24 protein-coding genes and 1 tRNA gene are annotated in these 17,324 nt (G+C 62.5%); 13 read left to right on the top strand and 12 right to left on the bottom strand.

The features are described from left to right. Positions 1 to 40: 40 nt before the first annotated feature. Both TSA1_RS13515 and TSA1_RS13510 read right to left on the bottom strand, forming a co-directional pair. Complete coding sequence (locus tag TSA1_RS13515) at positions 41 to 343, bottom strand: hypothetical protein (RefSeq protein ID WP_100176801.1); 303 nt, start codon at positions 341 to 343, stop codon at positions 41 to 43. A gap of 112 nt (positions 344 to 455) precedes the next feature. Beyond that, complete coding sequence (locus TSA1_RS13510; RefSeq protein WP_100176800.1) at positions 456 to 947, bottom strand: hypothetical protein; 492 nt, start codon at positions 945 to 947, stop codon at positions 456 to 458. A 351-nt stretch (positions 948 to 1,298) separates the two neighbouring features. Here TSA1_RS13510 and TSA1_RS13505 point away from each other — a divergent pair, with 351 nt between their 5' ends. The 3 genes from TSA1_RS13505 to TSA1_RS39660 all read left to right on the top strand — a co-directional run bounded on the left by TSA1_RS13505 (position 1,299) and on the right by TSA1_RS39660 (position 2,221). Further along, positions 1,299 to 1,595 carry an HU family DNA-binding protein gene (locus TSA1_RS13505; RefSeq protein ID WP_018323108.1) on the top strand — a complete coding sequence of 99 codons (297 nt, stop codon included), beginning with the start codon at positions 1,299 to 1,301 and terminating at the stop codon, positions 1,593 to 1,595. 75 nt (positions 1,596 to 1,670) lie between these two features. After that, positions 1,671 to 1,826, top strand: coding sequence for a hypothetical protein (locus tag TSA1_RS39305; protein ID WP_161497223.1), 156 nt, complete (start codon positions 1,671 to 1,673; stop codon positions 1,824 to 1,826). 257 nt (positions 1,827 to 2,083) lie between these two features. After that, complete coding sequence (locus TSA1_RS39660; RefSeq protein ID WP_174718893.1) at positions 2,084 to 2,221, top strand: hypothetical protein; 138 nt, start codon at positions 2,084 to 2,086, stop codon at positions 2,219 to 2,221. Between the two features lie 196 nt (positions 2,222 to 2,417). Here TSA1_RS39660 and TSA1_RS13500 read toward each other — a convergent pair whose 3' ends face one another. Further along, positions 2,418 to 2,597: a hypothetical protein gene (locus TSA1_RS13500; RefSeq protein WP_100176799.1), complete on the bottom strand. Its 180-nt coding sequence runs from the start codon at positions 2,595 to 2,597 to the stop codon at positions 2,418 to 2,420. A 192-nt stretch (positions 2,598 to 2,789) separates the two neighbouring features. Between TSA1_RS13500 and TSA1_RS13495 the strand changes: the two genes are divergently transcribed. Beyond that, positions 2,790 to 2,996 carry a hypothetical protein gene (locus TSA1_RS13495; RefSeq protein ID WP_100176798.1) on the top strand — a complete coding sequence of 69 codons (207 nt, stop codon included), beginning with the start codon at positions 2,790 to 2,792 and terminating at the stop codon, positions 2,994 to 2,996. Between the two features lie 344 nt (positions 2,997 to 3,340). Further along, positions 3,341 to 3,538 (top strand): hypothetical protein, encoded by a 198-nt coding sequence (locus TSA1_RS13490; protein WP_100176797.1) that lies wholly within the window; start codon positions 3,341 to 3,343, stop codon positions 3,536 to 3,538. Between the two features lie 15 nt (positions 3,539 to 3,553). On the opposite strand, the gene TSA1_RS40930 is transcribed toward TSA1_RS13490, so the two are convergent. Next, positions 3,554 to 3,676 carry a hypothetical protein gene (locus TSA1_RS40930; protein WP_145984302.1) on the bottom strand — a complete coding sequence of 41 codons (123 nt, stop codon included), beginning with the start codon at positions 3,674 to 3,676 and terminating at the stop codon, positions 3,554 to 3,556. Between the two features lie 91 nt (positions 3,677 to 3,767). Then, positions 3,768 to 3,998, bottom strand: coding sequence for a hypothetical protein (locus TSA1_RS13485; protein WP_100176796.1), 231 nt, complete (start codon positions 3,996 to 3,998; stop codon positions 3,768 to 3,770). 285 nt (positions 3,999 to 4,283) lie between these two features. On the opposite strand from TSA1_RS13485, the gene TSA1_RS13480 reads away from it, so the two are divergent. Beyond that, on the top strand, positions 4,284 to 4,571 hold the full coding sequence (locus TSA1_RS13480; protein ID WP_100176795.1) for a hypothetical protein: 288 nt from the start codon (positions 4,284 to 4,286) through the stop codon (positions 4,569 to 4,571). A 67-nt stretch (positions 4,572 to 4,638) separates the two neighbouring features. Here TSA1_RS13480 and TSA1_RS39655 read toward each other — a convergent pair whose 3' ends face one another. Then, positions 4,639 to 4,803 carry a hypothetical protein gene (locus tag TSA1_RS39655; protein WP_162832225.1) on the bottom strand — a complete coding sequence of 55 codons (165 nt, stop codon included), beginning with the start codon at positions 4,801 to 4,803 and terminating at the stop codon, positions 4,639 to 4,641. Positions 4,804 to 5,045: 242 nt separating this feature from the next. Here TSA1_RS39655 and TSA1_RS13475 point away from each other — a divergent pair, with 242 nt between their 5' ends. The 6 genes from TSA1_RS13475 to TSA1_RS13450 all read left to right on the top strand — a co-directional run bounded on the left by TSA1_RS13475 (position 5,046) and on the right by TSA1_RS13450 (position 8,866). Continuing rightward, the gene (locus tag TSA1_RS13475) at positions 5,046 to 5,807 is read left to right on the top strand and encodes an SIR2 family NAD-dependent protein deacylase (protein ID WP_174718892.1); all 762 of its coding nucleotides are present in this window, start codon (positions 5,046 to 5,048) and stop codon (positions 5,805 to 5,807) included. Positions 5,808 to 6,005: 198 nt separating this feature from the next. Next, positions 6,006 to 6,668, top strand: coding sequence for a cold-shock protein (locus TSA1_RS13470; RefSeq protein ID WP_174718891.1), 663 nt, complete (start codon positions 6,006 to 6,008; stop codon positions 6,666 to 6,668). A gap of 152 nt (positions 6,669 to 6,820) precedes the next feature. Beyond that, positions 6,821 to 7,306 carry a DUF192 domain-containing protein gene (locus TSA1_RS13465; protein ID WP_100176793.1) on the top strand — a complete coding sequence of 162 codons (486 nt, stop codon included), beginning with the start codon at positions 6,821 to 6,823 and terminating at the stop codon, positions 7,304 to 7,306. Positions 7,307 to 7,380: 74 nt separating this feature from the next. After that, positions 7,381 to 7,457 (top strand) — tRNA-Pro (locus TSA1_RS13460). A 160-nt stretch (positions 7,458 to 7,617) separates the two neighbouring features. Further along, positions 7,618 to 7,992, top strand: a complete 375-nt coding sequence (locus TSA1_RS13455) for a hypothetical protein (protein ID WP_100176792.1) — start codon at positions 7,618 to 7,620, stop codon at positions 7,990 to 7,992. A 679-nt stretch (positions 7,993 to 8,671) separates the two neighbouring features. Beyond that, a complete protein-coding gene (locus TSA1_RS13450) occupies positions 8,672 to 8,866 on the top strand; it encodes a hypothetical protein (protein ID WP_100176791.1) in 195 nt (64 codons plus the stop codon). 58 nt (positions 8,867 to 8,924) lie between these two features. Here TSA1_RS13450 and TSA1_RS13445 read toward each other — a convergent pair whose 3' ends face one another. After that, positions 8,925 to 9,323, bottom strand: a complete 399-nt coding sequence (locus TSA1_RS13445) for a translational machinery protein (protein ID WP_100176790.1) — start codon at positions 9,321 to 9,323, stop codon at positions 8,925 to 8,927. Between the two features lie 167 nt (positions 9,324 to 9,490). Then, positions 9,491 to 10,666: an OpgC domain-containing protein gene (locus tag TSA1_RS13440; protein WP_100176789.1), complete on the bottom strand. Its 1,176-nt coding sequence runs from the start codon at positions 10,664 to 10,666 to the stop codon at positions 9,491 to 9,493. 255 nt (positions 10,667 to 10,921) lie between these two features. Here TSA1_RS13440 and TSA1_RS13435 point away from each other — a divergent pair, with 255 nt between their 5' ends. Further along, positions 10,922 to 11,227, top strand: coding sequence for an ETC complex I subunit (locus TSA1_RS13435; protein ID WP_014495449.1), 306 nt, complete (start codon positions 10,922 to 10,924; stop codon positions 11,225 to 11,227). A 274-nt stretch (positions 11,228 to 11,501) separates the two neighbouring features. On the opposite strand, the gene TSA1_RS13425 is transcribed toward TSA1_RS13435, so the two are convergent. The 4 genes from TSA1_RS13425 to TSA1_RS13410 are packed head-to-tail and all read right to left on the bottom strand — an operon-like array spanning position 11,502 to position 17,320. Continuing rightward, positions 11,502 to 13,139 carry an ABC transporter ATP-binding protein gene (locus TSA1_RS13425; protein ID WP_174718890.1) on the bottom strand — a complete coding sequence of 546 codons (1,638 nt, stop codon included), beginning with the start codon at positions 13,137 to 13,139 and terminating at the stop codon, positions 11,502 to 11,504. A 4-nt stretch (positions 13,140 to 13,143) separates the two neighbouring features. Continuing rightward, a complete protein-coding gene (locus tag TSA1_RS13420) occupies positions 13,144 to 14,322 on the bottom strand; it encodes an ABC transporter permease (RefSeq protein WP_100176787.1) in 1,179 nt (392 codons plus the stop codon). Beyond that, entirely contained in the window at positions 14,322 to 15,431 is a 1,110-nt protein-coding gene (locus tag TSA1_RS13415) for a microcin C ABC transporter permease YejB (RefSeq protein WP_100176786.1), read from the bottom strand. The genes TSA1_RS13420 and TSA1_RS13415 overlap by 1 nt, the downstream gene beginning before the upstream one ends. Positions 15,432 to 15,433: 2 nt before the next feature. Beyond that, complete coding sequence (locus TSA1_RS13410; RefSeq protein ID WP_174718889.1) at positions 15,434 to 17,320, bottom strand: extracellular solute-binding protein; 1,887 nt, start codon at positions 17,318 to 17,320, stop codon at positions 15,434 to 15,436. Between the last annotated feature and the right edge of the window lie 4 nt (positions 17,321 to 17,324).

The raw sequence follows: 17,324 nt of genomic DNA, 5'->3' as shown, positions 1-17,324 counted from the left end.
CCCACGGAGACAGCCAAGGCCGAACCTTGGCCGCCTGCAGTTACGCCGCAATCCGCTGTTCGACCGGAGCCGTCAGGATCTTGAGCGCCTGGGCATGCTGCAGGTCGGGGACCGCGACCGCCGTATGGCTGTAGACCGCATGCGTCCTCGAATTTGCAATCGTGTCCAGGATCTGTTTGCCCTTGATGACATGGAGGCCCATGCCTTCGTCGATGGGGAAGATCGCCAGCACCACGTCATAGGCGGCGATGATGGCTCTGAGCGCTTCGGCCTTGTCTTCGGCGAGCTCGACAAAAACACGAACATCGGCCGCGAGTTCACGCAGCTCGTCAAAATCCAGCACTGTGGGGGTACTCCAACGCAACGAGACTGGTTGGAGCTTGGCGGCGTTGGGTTACTGAAGTGTCAACAAGACGGGCGGAGCCACAAGTTTCACGACGAGGTGACGTCACATGCTAGCGTTTGGCTTCCGTCTTGCGAAGCCGGGCCTCGGCGGCCTCGTCGACGAGGTCCAGGGCGAGGCCGTCATAGCTCAGCTTGAGCCCGCGTCCGACGATCCACATCCAGCCCTCTCGGTCCTTGATGGCTTGCGCGTTGAACTGCTCGGAGATCGATTTCACGGCACTCTCCTGCGACCCCGCATTCTTCACCGTTGCATTGACGCGCCAGATCGGGCGTCTGGCGTCAGTCCCGTCGCTGTCGACAGTGACCTTGGCGCCGTTGATGTCACATTCGAGGGTGTCCGAACCGCGGCCCTGGCGGCAGAGATAATGGCGTTGGCTGACGAGCTTGCTGGTCTCGTCGAATGTCATCCCGGGCGAGAAGCCGAAGATGTCGGACTTCTTCACGAGGGCGAGGGAGGCAGGCTTCAGGAAGCTCGGCTGGAGCGCGACGATGGCTGCGACAGCAACGACGATCAAGCCTGCAATGACGATAGCGACCTTCATGAGCCCCCCGCGAGAAACCTTCAGACATTACAGGCCGCCGGGGCGTTCTGCCATGCCCCGAAAGCGAAAACCCCGCCTGGGGGAAGCGGGGCTCTCTGGTGGGGTGAAGCTTGGGGACTTCATGAGTAAGACGCGTCAGCGGCAAAATGGTTCAAAAGGAAATTGCGTGTCCCTGCGGCATCTTGCACAGGAAGTCGGGAACCCCGGGAGAACCCCTGCTTGCGTTTTGAGCCTCGATAGGCTCTAAGCCCGGTCACTTCATGACCTCTGGCATGAATCAGAAGCGCGCCTCCGCGGTCCGGCCGCGTCACGGCAGAGTTGTTCGCGCGCACCCTTCAAAGGAATTCAGACATGGCGAAGATGACGAAGACCCAATTGATTGATGCGATTGCCGAGGGCACGCAGCTTTCGAAGAACGACGTGAAGTCGGTGATCGAATACATGGCCACCGTCGGCTACAAGGAGCTCAACGAGTCCGGTGAGTTCGTCATTCCCGGCTTCGTGAAGATGTCGGTCGTCAACAAGCCGGCGACCGAGGCCCGCATGGGCGTCAATCCTTTCACCAAAGAGCCGATGCAGTTTGCGGCCAAGCCCGCGAGCAAGTCGGTGAAGGCCTCGCCGCTGAAGGTTGCCAAGGACGCCGTCTGAGGCGCAGACGCCGTTGTCGCGGCCGGGAGATGCCGCACGCCAGGACTGAAGACAGGGCGATGCTCGGCGATTGCGATGCCGAACATCACCGTGACGATCGGGACGAACCACAGGGCCCGCCGCACCATTTCAGCCAGACACGGCTTCAAAAGAAAAACCCCGCGCTTTCGCACGGGGCTCTTCTGGCTGACGGCGTTGGGATTTCAGCGCCTGGCCGTCAGCCATCTCTAACAAGATATCTGGCTCTAACTTAAGGTTGAAAATCCAAAAGGCAACAGCGCCGCGATGACGGAATATGTTCGTCCACCGCGGCGCTGCCCTGTGACTGGGCGCTGAAATCCCCAGCTTGCATGGGTCCGCGACGCGCCGAAAAGGTTCAAGGCGACATCTCCGGAGGAAATCGCGCAAAGGGCTGGACTTTTTGTTCTCATTTTGTTCTAATGAGTTGCTCTGGTAATCCCTTTCTGATGTTCCCTTGGAGGCTACTCATGACCGTCGAGAAACAGCGCGAAGTGATCAGGCTCTGGAACGAGCTGAGAAAGCTCGAGGGCCCGGCCGCAGAGGAGCTTCGCATTCAGATCCTGGAGTGCTTCGCGAAAGAGGGCAAAGCGAAGCGGGCGGCCTGATCTGCGCCAGCGAACGCCGACGACGTCCCCGGCACGCGCGGTCTCCTTCTGGAGCAGCGCTTGAGCGGCGTTAAAGGGGGCGCGGGGAGGCACGACATGATCCATCCGAGGCCCGCTCTGGCGTGTGTCGTTGGTCGGCCGTAGCCATTCGCCACCGATCACTGAGGAGCGAACGTGCAGGAACGAACACGTGTCGTCAGCGTTCGGCCTGCATGACATGCGCGTGATGCGCCCAGCCGATGACGGCGATCTCCGCCAACAGCTTTCGATGCGAACCCTGCCGCGAGATCGTCATCGTGTTTGCGGTCGTGTCGAAATTCCTGTCGCCGAAGATTGTGCCGACGACCGCTGAAGACGTTGCGTCGCGCGCCTTCATCGATCGTTAGGAATCGCCCAGCGCCGATTTTTTCGACTCCGATTCGTTCTTCGAGAACGAAATGGAGTCGGATGCAGAACAAGTCGCGCCTGTCGGCGACGAAGTGGCGCCGTGTGTCAGAACGAGCCAGCGTGAGGCTTCGCACAGTCTCGTCCACGCCTCTTCGTTAAGGGGTGAGGCGAGGAGAGCGACATGGATGCGTGCTGGTTTCTCGCCGAGATCGCGAAAGTGTTTTGGTACGATCGGCATCCGCGCTTGCGCAGAGGCAAGCCGTCGGTGCCGCAAGTGCCGGCGCCCGCGTCGACGTCTCCGGATGCCAAATCTTCCGACGCCAGATCTTCCAATGCCAAATTTTCCAAGGCCAATTCTTCCAAGGCCGGGTCTTCTGATGCAACGTGATGGGATCGCTGCGTGCTCCGCATGTTTTGTTAAGAACTGCTCCGCACCGGTTTCCTGAAGTCCGATTCGTTCTTCGAGAACGAATGGTGTCGAAACTGGAACAAAGCCGGTCGGCGGGCCGCGGACCGTCGCAGCCTCGGCGTCGTGCAACTCGGCGTCGTGCAATAGGAAGGCGGATCGTCGCGATCGATAGGCGCCGCAAAACGCCTAACGATTGCTTGCGCGGAAGCCGATAACCCTATTCGGTTAGGTTAAAAGCCCAATCGCGTTGCGCTTGCCGCGGCTTGCGGTAGGTGTCTGGCAAAGACAAGCAAGAAGCGACTTTGCCAAGAAGCCATTTTGTCATGACACCTTTTTCAGAGCCGTCCTTCTACCAGGGCGACCGGCACACCTATCGCCGCGTCGCCATCGTCGGCACGCTGTTCTGTCTCGCTTTCGTGGTGATCAGCTTTTCGCTGCGACCGCAGATCGAGGACACGCGCATTGCGGTCAAGGCCGACCGGCTGGTGCGGACGGCGGGCCAGGCGCCGCACGCCAATTAGCGCGCTGCACGCCGCTCAGCGCTCGCCGCAGACGTGATCGTCAGCCGGCGTCTGAGGGCTCGCGGTCCCGCGCGAGGCGAGCGCCACGAAGCCGGCATAGCCGGACAGGTTCAGCAAGACTTCGAGCCACGCGGGCATGTCGGCCTCTTCCGATCTGCGCAAACGATCTGCGCGAAGAAGAATTCAACGTCCGCGCGCAATCCGGGGTTCCTTGCTCCCGCAAAGAAGCTCAAACCGGAGAGGACGGGTCGAGCCGACGCCCGAGGGTCGCAACGGATTCGCTCGACGGCTGCTCTCTCAGGAACTCGGCGATGGCCCGCGCCAGCTCGCGGTCGCTCATCGGCGTCGGCGGCGGGTGCAGGGTGCCGACCCCGAAGCTGCGGACGATCTCGTCGTAATGCCGATCGTCGGATCTGGGAACCATCCTGCGGATACGGGCCAGCAAAGCGGATAAGGGCAAGGCTTCCTCCTCCTCGATATTCCGCCCCGCTGGCAGCCGTCGGTTTCTGCTGCCACGCGTTCCCGTGAAACTGAAAACCCCGCCAGCATCGCGGAGATGCTGACGGGGTCTTCGTGCTGTTGCCTCAACCCGGATGGCGGAGGCTCCCGCACTTGGAAAGTCAATCTGCGCGGAGCGACTTCGTTCCGCAGGCCGCGAACTTTTTTCCAGGGGCCGGTTCCGCACCATGCGCGCAACCATCGCAGGTGCTCGTCGTTATCTCCAGGAGACGCGAAGGAGGAGAGCATGAAGAAGACACTGGCAGTTCTGGCCACCGTCGCAGCCGTCGGCGTGACCGCGGTTGCGGCCCCTGCGCCTGCCGAGGCACGCGGACGCGGCATCGGTCCGGGTCTCGCATTCGGCCTCGCCGCCGGCGCGATCACCGCGGGCGCGGTCGCAGCATCGCATCCTTACGGCTACGGTCCCGGCTACGGCTATTATGACGGCCCCGGCTATTATTACGGGCCTGGCCCATACGCCTATTACGGCGGCGGACCGTACTACCGGCACCATCACCACTGGCGCCATTGGTAACGACCAGCAAGCGAAAAGCCCGGAGCGATGCTCCGGGCTTTTTTCATGCGCGTTGATCAGAGGTGTCTTACGGCCAAAGCGAGGGCCGTTCGACCTTGCGGGCGTTCTCGAGCGTCGACACGAAATACTCTTCGCGCTCGCGCTTGAATTTCTCCTGCGTGGCACGGAAGGCGGCGACACGGGCGGCGATCTCGTCGCGCTCACGGGCTTTGCGTTCTTCGTCTTCTGTCATGGCCATCCCCTCGGGTTTACTTAACTACCTCAAGCACTGCCGCCGCATCATCTTGAGTCGCGTTCGCACATCCATTGGTGCTCCTGAATGGGGCGTCAATGGGGAGGAGGCATTGCAGGATTGTGATATGCGAAGGTCGGAAAAAATTGCCGAGCGCAACGCGTTAGCGCTTGATAACAGCGTCAACAATCTTGCCGCTTGCGCATGTTGCTGTCAGGCAAAACGAATCGGGAGATCGCAAATTGATTGCATCGGATCTGCAGAGCGGGGTCGAACGGCTCGGTGAGATGATCGCCGAGGCCAAGGTCATCGTGCCGTTCACCGGCGCCGGCATCTCGACCGAATGCGGCATTCCCGACTTCCGCTCGCCCGGCGGAATTTGGACACGCAACCGTCCGATCGAGTTCGGCGAATTCGTCGCGCACCAGGAGGCGCGCGACGAATCCTGGCGTCGCCGCTTTGCGATGGAGGAGGTGTTTGCAGCGGCAAAGCCCGGTCGCGGCCATCGCGCGCTGGCCTCGCTCTATCGTGCCGGCAAGGTTCCCGCCGTCATCACCCAGAACATCGACAATCTGCACCAGGCCTCCGGCTTCGCCGGCGAGCACGTGATTGAACTTCACGGCAATACCACTTATGCGCGCTGCATCGGTTGTGGGCAGGTCTATCCGCTCGATTGGGTGAAGCGTCGCTTCGACGAAGAGGGCGCCGCGCCCAACTGCACGGCCTGCGACGAGCCGGTGAAGACCGCCACGATCTCCTTTGGACAGATGATGCCTGACGAGGAAATGCAGCGTGCGACCGCGCTGTCGCGGGCCTGCGACCTGTTCATCGCGATCGGTTCCTCGCTCGTGGTCTGGCCGGCGGCGGGCTTTCCGATGATGGCGAAGGACGCGGGTGCACGTCTGGTGATCATCAATCGCGAGCCGACCGAACAGGACGACATCGCCGACCTCGTCATCCATCACGACATCGGCGAAGCGCTCGGCCCCTTTGTCGGCAATTGAGGCATCAATTTGATTCGCGGCTGTGCAAGCTGTTCATAGGTTCCGGCGAATCTCTTTTTTGTCTATGCCTCGCAACCGGGAGTGTTATCTTTTGAGTCGAAAGATTCGCGTCGCGTCCAATTGAGAACATTCTCTTAAGACGCGTGATTCGAGCGCCGCCGATGTGGCGGGTTGCATGGCAGTGTGGGGTCCGGGGTTATGGGGTCGTCGGACGGATTTGAGTCCAAGAAGCTCGGGGTTCCCGGGCAGGGGGTATCGTCCGGGCGGATCACGCCGGGCGAACACGGCGGTGCCGGTCGCGAGAGCGGACTCAGTCCTTTCAGCGGGCTCGGTGAGGCAAGCGCCAATCTCGTCGAAGTCCACGGCGTCATCAAGTGGTTCGACGCCTCCAAAGGCTACGGCTTCATCGTGCCCGACAACGGCTGGCCGGACGTGCTCCTGCACGTTACCGTGCTTAGGCGCGATGGCTTCCAGACCGCCTATGAAGGCGCCCGCATCGTCGTCGAGTGCATCCAGCGCGCCAAGGGATACCAGGCGTTCCGCGTGGTCTCGATGGACGAGTCGACCGCGATCCATCCGGCGCAGATGCTGCCGCCGCGCACCCATGTCACGGTCACCCCGACCAGCGGGCTGGAACGAGCCCAGGTCAAATGGTTCAACCGGCTGCGCGGCTTCGGCTTCCTGACCTGTGGCGAGGGGACGCCCGACATTTTCGTGCACATGGAGACGCTGCGCCGCTTCGGCATGACCGAGCTCAGGCCCGGCCAGTATGTCCTGGTCCGCTTCGGGCCCGGCTCCAAGGGCATGATGGCGGCCGAGATCCATCCCGAGACCGGATCGCCGGGATTGCAGTCGCACTAAGTGCGAAGAGACGCCGCGCGTCCCGACGACGCTCGAGTTACCAATTCCCGCAATCGTGAGCAGAGGCGCGTCGGCAGGCCGGCGCGCCTATGGCTTTTCCGGCGATCGCCGCGTAAGGACTGGTTCCTGTCCCACGCCTCGAGTGTTCCCCCATGAATCCTGATCGAAAGGCTGTCTGGTCCGCTCTCAAGGGTTGGCTTGCCGCCGTCCTCGTCATCGCCGGTCTTGCCGTCGGCGGCATGCCGGCCCGCGCCGCCAGCTTCCAGCCGCTGGAGATCGTCACCAAGAACGGCGTGCAAGTGTTCTCGGTCGAAATGGCGACGACCGAGGAGGAGAAGCAAACCGGCCTGATGTACCGCAAGGAGCTCGCGGACGGCAAAGGCATGCTGTTCGACTTCAGCCCCGAGCAGGAGGTGTCGATGTGGATGAAGAACACCTACGTCTCGCTCGACATGATCTTCATCGGCGCCAATGGTCGCATCCTGCGCATCGCCGAGAACACCGAGCCGATGTCGACCAAGATCATCTCGTCCCGGGGGCCCGCCCGGGCGGTGCTGGAGGTGGTGGCGGGAACGGCACAGAAATACGGCATCCGCCCCGGCGACCGCGTCGGCCACCCGCTGTTCGGCAGCAAATAGGGGCGCCTTCCGGAGGCGTTGCCAGCCTTGCTGGCGCCTTTGGAAGCGTGTATCGACGGGGCTCGCCGGACATTCGGGGTATAGCGCAGCCTGGTAGCGCGGCAGTTTTGGGTACTGCAGGTCGTTGGTTCGAATCCAGCTGCCCCGACCAGTCCCGGCGATGAATCCCTTTCATTTTCCTCGTGATTTCGACCTGTCCGGTATTCCGGGCGAGGGCGCAGATTCCTGCGCCTGCTTGGCCCGCCTGCCGCGTTGAAGGAGAGGGCGCACAACCGGCGCTGCGCCCGATATTTCCTTCAGGCGAGGTCTTCATGTCGATCAGTGCGATTGCTTCAGCCAGTGCGACCGCGACGGTGTCCCCGTCGGCCGCCACGACGTCGGCATCCCCGACGTCGGCAGCTTCATCGACGTCAGCGGCGTCAGCGACATCGGAGACGTCGTCCTCGCAATCGGCGAGTGGCAGCGCCGGATCGGGCGGCAGCGGCGCGGCCAAGACCATCGTCAGCGAGGTCTCCATCACCATCGACGGTGTCACCACCACGACGATTACCTATTCCGACGGCACCACCGAGGTGCAGACCTCGGCGAGCGCGCAGGGCAACCAGGGCGGTCAGGCGGGACAGACCTACGACGCGCAAGGCGTGCTTCAAGCCAATGGCCAGGCAACGTCCAGCGCCGGGGTCTGAGCGAAGCCGGTCAGAATGACCGAAGCGTCATCGAACCTTTGGCTGTCGCCGTAGACATATGTGTGTTGGGGATTTCAGCGCCCAATGTCTAAACGGACGCCGCCAAGCGATGATATTCCGCTTGCGCGGCGTTGCGCTTTTCCGGCGTCATTTTGGGAAACATCCGGCCAATCAGGCCGACGCGTGCCAGCCCGCCGGAAACGGGACGAACGGCCAGACCAAATGGTTGTCGTTCGCGGCTTTCGGCCGCTCTTGCGCCGGCGTCCTTGCGACCGGCGCAGGCGGCGTCGATCGCAGCGCCAGGCGCAGACGTGCACATTCCAAATTCATTGTGGTCGCCCCGACGAGTCTTCTCGAAAATTCAATCGCAAAATTAGGCGTCAGCTCAATCAATAATCCCGCCCCCAAGCTGGCGCGGCCGCTCTCAAATCGTACCTGCACTCTAGAATGGATCGGCGCCGGCTTTCAACCGCTCCGCTGACGTTGGCCACGGGAAGTAAGGTTGACCGGTTAGGTTAAGGACGAGCGGTCGTTGCGGCCGCTCCGGCGATCGGTATCAGATTGATCCCGGCTCCCGACGGGGCTTGCAATCCGTGCTCACACGAGATCGCAACTCATCGCGGCGTTCGCTCCGGTTGAGTTCTGCGCAAGTGAGTGCTGCGTCAGTGAGTTCTACGCCATGTCCATCGATCGCAATCTCCGAACCGCCGGTCCGCAATCGACCTGGAGCGAGGTCTGGCACCTCTGGACCGTGATCGTGCCGCGCCGCTCGATCAACGGTCGGCTCGTGTACGGCAAGGTCTGGCGCCGCCACGACGGCCGCGACTGGATCTACAAGAAGTTCACCGAGTTCGACGGCGAGGAAGCGGCTTGAGGCGCGATGAGCGGGGCGTGCCCCATCATCGCGCCTGGGTCATTGCCGACGCCGCGGCCTATCCCGGTGCCTGCACGCGCGGCAGCGGCAGTTTGAAGTGACGTTTCGCATAGGCGATGATTTCGGCGTCGGAAGGATGATCGGCCGCCTCCACCGCGGCAATCCGCCTGGCGATGTCGGGGGCGTGCGCACGAAGGTGGCTGGCCAGCTCCGTCTTCGCGCTCGCCGGACCGATGATGAGGATCTCACCGGCATCGGCGAGGGCTTTGCTCACCTCGGTGTAGAACGCCTTGTCGGGGGCGGCATGGCCGCTGCCGACCACGTTGGCCTTGTGATGAAGGTGACGCGTTGCCAGTTGCGGATGCAACGTGACTTCGTCGGAGCCGCTCAGGCCGAGATGGAAGATTTTGGCCTGCGAATGGTCGATCCATACTACGGCGTGAAAATGAGAGGGCATGTGCTTGGGCCTTGTCCGAGGGGAGGCCGCCGACATCTGTGAGGCGGCGCGTGTCGTGACGACATTAGGCCGGCCTGCGCGACGCCTGGTTGACGCAAGTCAATCGATTATCGCCCGAGCCGCCAAGGCGATTGCCCGGCGCGCTCCGAATGTCGGTCTTTCTCGGCTCAGGCAGCCTTCGCCGCACTGGCCGCAGGCTTGGGCGGCGGGGGCTTCAGCGGCTTGTCCTGCTTCTTCGACCACGAGATGTAATAGGCCACCGTCGTCATGATCGCGATGCCGGCGATGCTGACGAAGATCTGCGCGAACAGCGACCCCGAGCTCATCGACAGCTCGAAATGGCCGACGAAGGACAGGAACACGCCGACGCAGAACACGGCGAGCGATTGCTGGCCGCAGACGATCAGGGGATCGAACACCTTCCATTCGAGCCCCGGCCATTCCTTCGGCACGAAGCGGATCACCAGGATCACGATCACGACGAAGTGGATGAAGCGATAGGGCGCAAGGTTGGTCTTGTCGTTCGGGTTGAAGGCCGAGAACAGCCACTCCGGGAACATGCCGCCGAAGGCGGGGAAGCGGCCGGCCATGGTCATGACCAGCGCGAACAGGAGATAGCCGAGACAGAGATAGAGCGTGATCGGCGCGTTGATCAGCGTCATCGATCGCCGCGCCCCGCCCATCGCGCACCAGGCGCCGAACACGAACAGCACCTGCCAGCAATACGGGTTGAAGTACCACTGGCCGGCCGGATAGGCGTTCAGATTCCAGCCGAAGTGACGCGCCGCCAGCCACAGCACGATCGCCAGCACCATGGTCAGATCGGGCTTGCGCAGCATGAACCACAGCACCGGCGGAAACAGGCCCATCAGCACGATGTAGAGCGGCAGCACGTCGAGATTGAGCGGCTTGAAGCGCAGGAACAAGCCCTGGCGCAGCGTCTCGGTGGCGTTGTCGACGAGGCCGGCGACGTTGAACTCGTTGATCATCTCGCTATCGCCGAAGCGCAGCGCCAGATAGCTGATCGAGGCGATGTAGATCACGAACAGGATGATGTGGGCGACGTAGAGCTGCCAGACCCGCTTGGTCAGCCGGGTGGCGCCGACGATGAAGCCGCGGTCCAGCATCATGCGCGCATAGACGAACGAGGCGGTGTAGCCGGAGATGAAGACGAACAGATCGGCGGCGTCGGAAAAGCCGTAATTGCGCGTCGTGATCCAGTTCACGACGTTGTCGGGGATGTGGTCGAGGAAGATCGCCCAGTTCGCGACGCCGCGAAACAAATCGAGCCGGAGGTCACGGCCTTTTTCGGGGAGCGTGGCGTTGATGTTCAGGAAGGCCATGCGAGGGGAGCTCTCGGAGGGGGCGGACACACTGAGGTCGGGGAGGCAGTGCCACCGGGCGGGATCCCGGCGCCGAAGGCGGGTACGCAATTGTCACGGTGCAGCATAATGACTATACCGTCGCAGAGGCTACGGGGGCCGGAATCACCAATCAGTTCCCAACCGGTGTCTCTATACTATCCCCGAGGTTTGCACCAACTGCCACCCTGACGCATCGAAATCGAACGAAAAGACGAAAAACGAGGCCCGGCCCCCATGACCGCACGCATTTTCAAGCCCGCCAAGAACGCGATGCAATCCGGCCGGTCCAAGACGAAGGAATGGCAGCTGGACTACGAGCCGGAGCAGCCGCGTTCGGTCGAGCCGCTGATGGGCTGGACCTCGTCGGGGGACATGAAGCAGCAGATCACGCTGCGCTTCCACAGCAAGGAGGAGGCGGTCGCCTATTGCGAGCGCAAGGGCATCGCCTACCAGGTCATAGAGCCCCAGGATTCGATCCGCCGCCCGGTCGCCTATGCCGACAATTTCTCGTTCCGCCGCGGCGAGCCCTGGACGCATTGAGGCCTTACCGAACCGTCCCTGACCGGTCGCGCCGCCAAGCGAAGACACGTATCCGCCCCGGGCTGGAAGGCAGCCAGAAGCCAATCTCACCCGTCTTGAAGGGGGCATGAGGCTCGCGCTCGAGCATTTTCGGTTCTGATTGAATCAGAACCGAAGCTCTAGATTCTTGTTTTGACGCGTTTTCTTCACGCGAACCGGTGTCCACTTCGCTCGAAAACGCTCTAGCGAGACTTTGTGGGATGGGGAGAGCGTGCGCTCTACCCATCCCACGGCGCTACGTTGCCACCGTCCCGTTGCCGGCCGTCTCCAACCGAAACGCCGCCGCAAACAGCGCGCGGGTGTAATCCGTCTTCGGATTCTTGAACAGCTCGGCAGCCTGCCCCTCTTCGACCACCTTGCCGCCGCGCATCACGATCAGATGGCTCGCAAGCGAGGCGACGACGCGCAGATCGTGCGAGATGAACATGTAGGTCAGCTCGCGCTTGCGCTGCAGCTCGCGGAGCAGATCGACCATCTGGGCCTGGAACAGCATGTCGAGCGCACTGGTCGGCTCGTCCAGCACGACGAAATCCGGCTCCAGCACCACCGCGCGTGCGATCGAGATGCGCTGGCGCTGGCCGCCGGAGAATTCGTGGGGATAGCGGAAGCGGGTATCGGCCTTCAGTCCGACGTCCTCCAGCGCCTTGACGACGCGCGCCTCGCGCTCTTCCCGCGACAGCTTCGGCTGATGCACGGAGAGACCTTCGGCGATGATGTCGGCGACCGACATGCGCGGCGAGAGCGAGCCGAACGGGTCCTGGAACACGATCTGCATGTCGCGCCGGAACGGTCGCATCTCCTTGAAGCGCAGGCCCTGGATGTCCTTGCCCAGAAATACGATGCGTCCGTTCGAGGAGATCAGCCGCAGCAGGGCCAGCCCCAGCGTGGTCTTGCCCGAGCCGGATTCGCCGACCACGCCGAGCGTCTCACCCTTGCGCACGGCGACGCTGACGCCGTCGACCGCCTTGATATGGCCGACCGTCTTGCGCATCAGGCCACGCTTGATCGGAAACCACACTTTCAGATCACTGGCCGACATCACCACCGGCGCATCCGGCTGCGGCGGTGCCGGATCGGGTTTCGGCTCCGCTGCGAGCAGGTCGCGCGTATAGGGATGTTTCGGGGTCTTGAAGACCTGCTCGACCGGCCCCTGCTCCACGATCACGCCGCCCTTCATGACGCAGACGGTGTCGGCGATACGGCGCACGATGCCGAGATCGTGGGTGATGAACAACAGGCTCATGCCGAGCCGGGAACGGATCTCGGCGAGCAGCGCCAGGATCTGCGCCTGCACGGTGACGTCGAGCGCCGTGGTCGGCTCGTCCGCGATCAACAGATCCGGCTCGTTGGCGAGCGCCATCGCGATCATCACGCGCTGGCGCTGGCCGCCGGAGAGCTGATGCGGATAGCTGTTCAGACGCGTCTCCGGCTCGGGAATGCCGACCTGCGTCAGGAGCTCCAGCGTCCGCTTGCGCGCCTGCGCATTGCTGGTCGGATTGTGCAGCTGGATGATCTCGCCGATCTGCGCCTCGATCGTGTGCAGCGGATTGAGCGAGGTCATCGGCTCCTGGAAGATGATGGAGATGTCGCTGCCCCTGATCTCCCGCATCTGCTGCTCGGAGCGGTCGATCAGCTCCTGCCCCTTGAAGCGGATGCTGCCCGAGGGGTGCGAGGCGTTCGGATAGGGCAGCAGCTTCAGGATGGAGAGCGCGCTGACGGATTTGCCGGAGCCGGACTCGCCGACCAGCGCCAGGCATTCGCCGCGCTTGATCTGGAACGAGACCTTGTCGACCGCGAGCGTGGTGGCGCCGCCCTGGTGGAAGGCCACCGAAAGATCGCGGACGGCAAGCAGGGGCTGGTTGATCGCGTCCATGACCTTACCTGAACGTCTTGCGCGGATCGAAGGCGTCGCGCACCGCTTCGCCGATGAAGATCAGGAGCGACAGCATGATTGCAACCGAGAAGAAGCCGGAGAAGCCGAGCCAGGGCGCCTGCACATTGGACTTGGCCTGCGACAGCAATTCGCCCAGCGAGGGCGATCCCGGCGGCAGGCCGAAGCCCAGGAAATCCAGCGCCGTCAACGTCATCACCGAGCTCGACACGATGAAGGGCAGGAACGTCATGGTCGCGACCATCGCGTTCGGCAGCAGGTGGCGGAACATGATGACGGGATTGGAGACGCCGAGCGCCCGTGCCGCCTGGATGTATTCGAAATTGCGACCGCGCAGGAACTCGGCCCGCACCAGGCCGACCAGCGAGACCCATGAGAACAGCAGGAGAATGCCGAGCAGCACGAAGAAGCCGGGCACGAGCACCGAGGACAGGATCAGGAGAAGATAGAGCGAGGGAATCGCCGTCCATATCTCGATGAAGCGCTGGAAGATGAGATCGACCCGGCCGCCGAAATAGCCCTGCACCGCGCCGGCTGCAATGCCGATGACGGACGAGACGATCGTGAGGCAAAGGCCAAACAGCACCGAGATGCGGAAGCCGTAGATCAGCCGCGCGACCACGTCGCGCCCCTGATCGTCCGTTCCGAGCCAGTTGTATTCGAGGTCGCGGCAGCTCTTCAGCCCCTTTTTCTCCACCACCGGCTTGCATTGCGCTTCCGTGAGCATCCACGTCGGCGCCGACGGCGCCGGCGTCGGCAGATCGAGATTGTGGGTGTCGTAGGAGTAGCGGATAAGCGGCCAGAGGATGCTGCCGTTCTTGTCCTTGATCAGCTTCTGCAAATAGGGGTCGCGATAGTCCGCCGCGGTTTCGAAGTCGCCGCCGAAGGTGGTTTCCGAATAAGTCACGAAGGCTGGCCAATAGAGACGGCCGTCGAACTTGATCAGGAAAGGCCGATCATTGGCGATCAGCTCGGCGAACAGCGAGAGCACGAACAGGGCGATGAACAGCCAGAACGACCAATAGCCGCGGCGGTTCGCCTTGAAGTTCTGCCACCGCCGCTTGTTCAGCGGCGACGGCGCGAAGGGCTTGCGTGTGATCGGAACGATCTCGCCCAGCGGCGACTTTGCCGTGGTTTCGATCGGGGTCGGCGCGGTGATCGTCATCAGACCTCCCGCGCCTCGAAATCGATCCGGGGGTCGATCCACATATAGGTCAGGTCGGAGATCAGATTGACCACGAGGCCGACGAGCGAAAAGATGTAGAGCGTCCCGAACACCACGGGATAATCGCGGTTGAGAACGCTCTCGAAACTGAGCAGCCCGAGGCCATCCAGCGAGAAGATGGTCTCGATCAGAAGCGAGCCCGAGAAGAAGGCGTGAATGAAGGTGCTGGGAAAGCCCGCGATGACGATGAGCATCGCGTTGCGGAAGACGTGACCGTAGAGCACCCGATTCTCGCTACAGCCCTTCGCGCGTGCGGTCATCACATATTGCTTGCGGATTTCGTCCAGAAACGAGTTCTTGGTCAGGAATGTCATGGTCGTGAACGCGCCTAGCCCCATCGCGATCAGCGGCAGCGTCAAATGCCAGAAGTAATCGATGATCTTCCAATACCAGGGAAATTGTGACCAGCCGTCTGACGTCAGTCCGCGCAGCGGAAACCAGTTGAAGAACGAGCCGCCCGCAAACAGGATGATCAGGAGGATCGCGAACAGGAAGCCGGGTATGGCGTAGCCGAGCACGAGCACAGTCGACGTCCAGGTGTCGAATCGCGTTCCGTCCTTGACCGCCTTGCGGATGCCGAGCGGAATCGAGATCAGATAGGTCAGGAGCGTCAACCACAGGCCGAGCGAGATCGAGACCGGCAGCTTCTCCTTGATGAGTTGCAGGACGCTGACGTCGCGGAAATAGCTCTTGCCGAAATCGAAGCGGGCGAAATTCCAGACCATCAGCGCAAAGCGCTCCGGTGCCGGCTTGTCGAAGCCGAACTGTGCCTCAAGCTTCTTGATGAAATCGGGGTCGAGACCCTGCGCGCCGCGATATTTCGAGTTGATCGCATCGGCACCGGCTCCCAGTTGCCCCGGCGCGCGCTGAGCAAAATCGCCGCCACCCGAAATGCGCGAGGTGCCGCCGGTGTCGGCACCCGAGAGCTGCGCGATGACGCGCTCGACCGGGCCACCCGGCGCGAACTGCACGACGACGAAGGAGACGAAGAGGATTCCGAGCAAAGTCGGGATCATCAGCAGGATGCGACGGGCGATATAGGCGCTCATGATTATTTCGCCTGCTCGAGCTTGGCCGCCTTGGCGGGTTCATACCACCATAGGGTTCGTTCACCCACGCCACTGGCGTAGTCGGAGATCGCGTAACGCGGCAGGTTCGCTGGATGACCGAACTGGTCCCAATAAGCCAGCCGATGGCTGGTGTTGTACCATTGCGGCACCCAGTAGCGGCCGGCGCGGAACACGCGATCGAGCGCGCGACAGGCGAAGGTCAGGTCGCTACGCGTCTCGGCCGCCATGGCCTTCTCGACCAGAGCATCCATCGCAGGACTGGCGGCGCCCGCCAGATTGTACGATCCCTTCGTCGCCGCGGCTTGCGAAGTGAAATATGTCCGCAAGCCGTCGCCGGGCGTGGCCGACATGGTCAGGCGCTGCATGGCGATGTCGAAGTCGAACGCTTCGACGCGCGCGCGGTACTGGACCGCATCGACGAGGCGCAAGCTGGCCTCAATGCCCAGCGTGTTCAGGTTCTTCAGGAACGAGCCGTGGTGCGGCTGGAACGAGGCTTCATCGATCAGGAACTCTATGGTGAAGACATCCCCATTGGGCAATATCCGCTTGCCGTCTTTGGCCGTGAGCTTCGCTTCCTGGAGCAGTTGCTGCGCCTTGCGCAGAAGCGCGCGGTCCTGGCCGGAGCCGTCCGACACCGGCGGCACGTACGGTTCACCAAAGACCTCATCAGGCACTTGCCCGCGGAAAGGCTCGAGCAGCTTCAACTCCTCCGCCGACGGCGGTCCCTGCGCGACAAGATCGGAATTCTGGAACGGCGAGACTGTGCGGGCATAGGCGCCGTACATGATGGTCTTGTTGGTCCACTCGAAATCGAACGCGCAGTTGATCGCTTCGCGGACTTTTGGATCCTTGAACCTGTCACGCCGCGTGTTCATGAACCAGCCCTGGCCGCCCGACGGGGTCTGATCCGGCACCAGCTCTCGCTTGACGCGGCCGTCCTTGACCGCGGGAAAGTCGTAGCGCGTCGCCCAGATACGCGAAGTGAATTCCTCGCGGTACAGGTAGCTTTTGCTCGTAAAACCTTCGAAGGCGACGTCGCGATCGCGGTAGAACTCGTAGCGGATCACGTCGAAATTGTTGCTGCCCCGGCAAACCGGAAGGTCGGCGCCCCACCAATCCTTGACCCGTTCGAATTCGACGAAGCGATTGATCTCGTACTTTCCGACCTTGTAGGGACCGGAGCCCAGCGGCGTGTCGGTCGTCGTTTCGTCAAATGGCCGGTTCGCGTAGTAAGCCTTCGAAAAGATCGGCAGGCCCGCCGCGTAGAGCGGCACGTCGCGCGCGCGCCTCTCGGCAAAATTCACGACCACGGTGGCATCATCGAGCGCCTCCGCGCCCTTGACGTCGCGCATCTGGATCTGGATCAACGGATGGCCCTTGGCCTTCAGCGTGTTGATCGAATACGCGACATCATGCGCGGTCAGCTTCGTCCCGTCATGAAACCGCGCCTCGGGTCGTATGGTGTAACGATAGGCGAGCTTGTCGGCGGATATCTGCACCGACTTGGCGGCAAAGCCGTACATGGCATCCGGTTCATCGCCGGCATGCGCCATCAGCGTTGCGAAGGTCAGATCCATCCCCTGTGCGCCCTCGCCCTTCAGGATGAAGGCATTGAACGAGTTGAAGGTCTGGTAGGACTGATTATAGCCGCGCGTTGACGGAATGAGCGAGAACACGCCGCCTTTCGGCGCATCGAGATTGACGTAGTCGAAGTGGTGGAAGTCGGCGGGGTATTTGAGATCCCCGAACGCCGAGATGCCGTGGGCTTCGGCCGGCCCTTCCGACGCCGCCGCGCCGCGCGGCAGGGCGGCGCCGAGCGCACCGCCGGCACCCAGGACCAGCACATGCCGGCGTGAAAGCTGCGCCATGCGC

The sequence above is a fragment of the Bradyrhizobium nitroreducens genome (assembly GCF_002776695.1).
Taxonomy (GTDB): Bacteria; Pseudomonadota; Alphaproteobacteria; order Rhizobiales; family Xanthobacteraceae; genus Bradyrhizobium; species Bradyrhizobium nitroreducens.
Note: the sequence above shows the minus strand (reverse complement) of the source record. Positions and strands in the feature narration are given on the sequence as shown.

Excerpts from the sequence above, each read along its gene's own strand:
- TSA1_RS13510 (WP_100176800.1), bottom strand. The coding sequence starts at position 947 with ATGAAGGTCGCTATCGTCATTGCAGGCTTGATCGTCGTTGCTGTCGCA.
- TSA1_RS13505 (WP_018323108.1), top strand. The coding sequence starts at position 1,299 with ATGGCGAAGATGACGAAGACCCAATTGATTGATGCGATTGCCGAGGGC.
- TSA1_RS39305 (WP_161497223.1), top strand. The coding sequence starts at position 1,671 with ATGCCGAACATCACCGTGACGATCGGGACGAACCACAGGGCCCGCCGC.
- TSA1_RS39660 (WP_174718893.1), top strand. The coding sequence starts at position 2,084 with ATGACCGTCGAGAAACAGCGCGAAGTGATCAGGCTCTGGAACGAGCTG.
- TSA1_RS13500 (WP_100176799.1), bottom strand. The coding sequence starts at position 2,597 with ATGAAGGCGCGCGACGCAACGTCTTCAGCGGTCGTCGGCACAATCTTC.
- TSA1_RS13495 (WP_100176798.1), top strand. The coding sequence starts at position 2,790 with ATGGATGCGTGCTGGTTTCTCGCCGAGATCGCGAAAGTGTTTTGGTAC.
- TSA1_RS13490 (WP_100176797.1), top strand. The coding sequence starts at position 3,341 with ATGACACCTTTTTCAGAGCCGTCCTTCTACCAGGGCGACCGGCACACC.
- TSA1_RS40930 (WP_145984302.1), bottom strand. The coding sequence starts at position 3,676 with ATGCCCGCGTGGCTCGAAGTCTTGCTGAACCTGTCCGGCTATGCCGGC.
- TSA1_RS13480 (WP_100176795.1), top strand. The coding sequence starts at position 4,284 with ATGAAGAAGACACTGGCAGTTCTGGCCACCGTCGCAGCCGTCGGCGTG.
- TSA1_RS39655 (WP_162832225.1), bottom strand. The coding sequence starts at position 4,803 with ATGACAGAAGACGAAGAACGCAAAGCCCGTGAGCGCGACGAGATCGCC.
- TSA1_RS13470 (WP_174718891.1), top strand. The coding sequence starts at position 6,006 with ATGGGGTCGTCGGACGGATTTGAGTCCAAGAAGCTCGGGGTTCCCGGG.
- TSA1_RS13465 (WP_100176793.1), top strand. The coding sequence starts at position 6,821 with ATGAATCCTGATCGAAAGGCTGTCTGGTCCGCTCTCAAGGGTTGGCTT.
- TSA1_RS13455 (WP_100176792.1), top strand. The coding sequence starts at position 7,618 with ATGTCGATCAGTGCGATTGCTTCAGCCAGTGCGACCGCGACGGTGTCC.
- TSA1_RS13450 (WP_100176791.1), top strand. The coding sequence starts at position 8,672 with ATGTCCATCGATCGCAATCTCCGAACCGCCGGTCCGCAATCGACCTGG.
- TSA1_RS13445 (WP_100176790.1), bottom strand. The coding sequence starts at position 9,323 with ATGCCCTCTCATTTTCACGCCGTAGTATGGATCGACCATTCGCAGGCC.
- TSA1_RS13440 (WP_100176789.1), bottom strand. The coding sequence starts at position 10,666 with ATGGCCTTCCTGAACATCAACGCCACGCTCCCCGAAAAAGGCCGTGAC.
- TSA1_RS13435 (WP_014495449.1), top strand. The coding sequence starts at position 10,922 with ATGACCGCACGCATTTTCAAGCCCGCCAAGAACGCGATGCAATCCGGC.
- TSA1_RS13425 (WP_174718890.1), bottom strand. The coding sequence starts at position 13,139 with ATGGACGCGATCAACCAGCCCCTGCTTGCCGTCCGCGATCTTTCGGTG.
- TSA1_RS13420 (WP_100176787.1), bottom strand. The coding sequence starts at position 14,322 with ATGACGATCACCGCGCCGACCCCGATCGAAACCACGGCAAAGTCGCCG.
- TSA1_RS13415 (WP_100176786.1), bottom strand. The coding sequence starts at position 15,431 with ATGAGCGCCTATATCGCCCGTCGCATCCTGCTGATGATCCCGACTTTG.
- TSA1_RS13410 (WP_174718889.1), bottom strand. The coding sequence starts at position 17,320 with ATGGCGCAGCTTTCACGCCGGCATGTGCTGGTCCTGGGTGCCGGCGGT.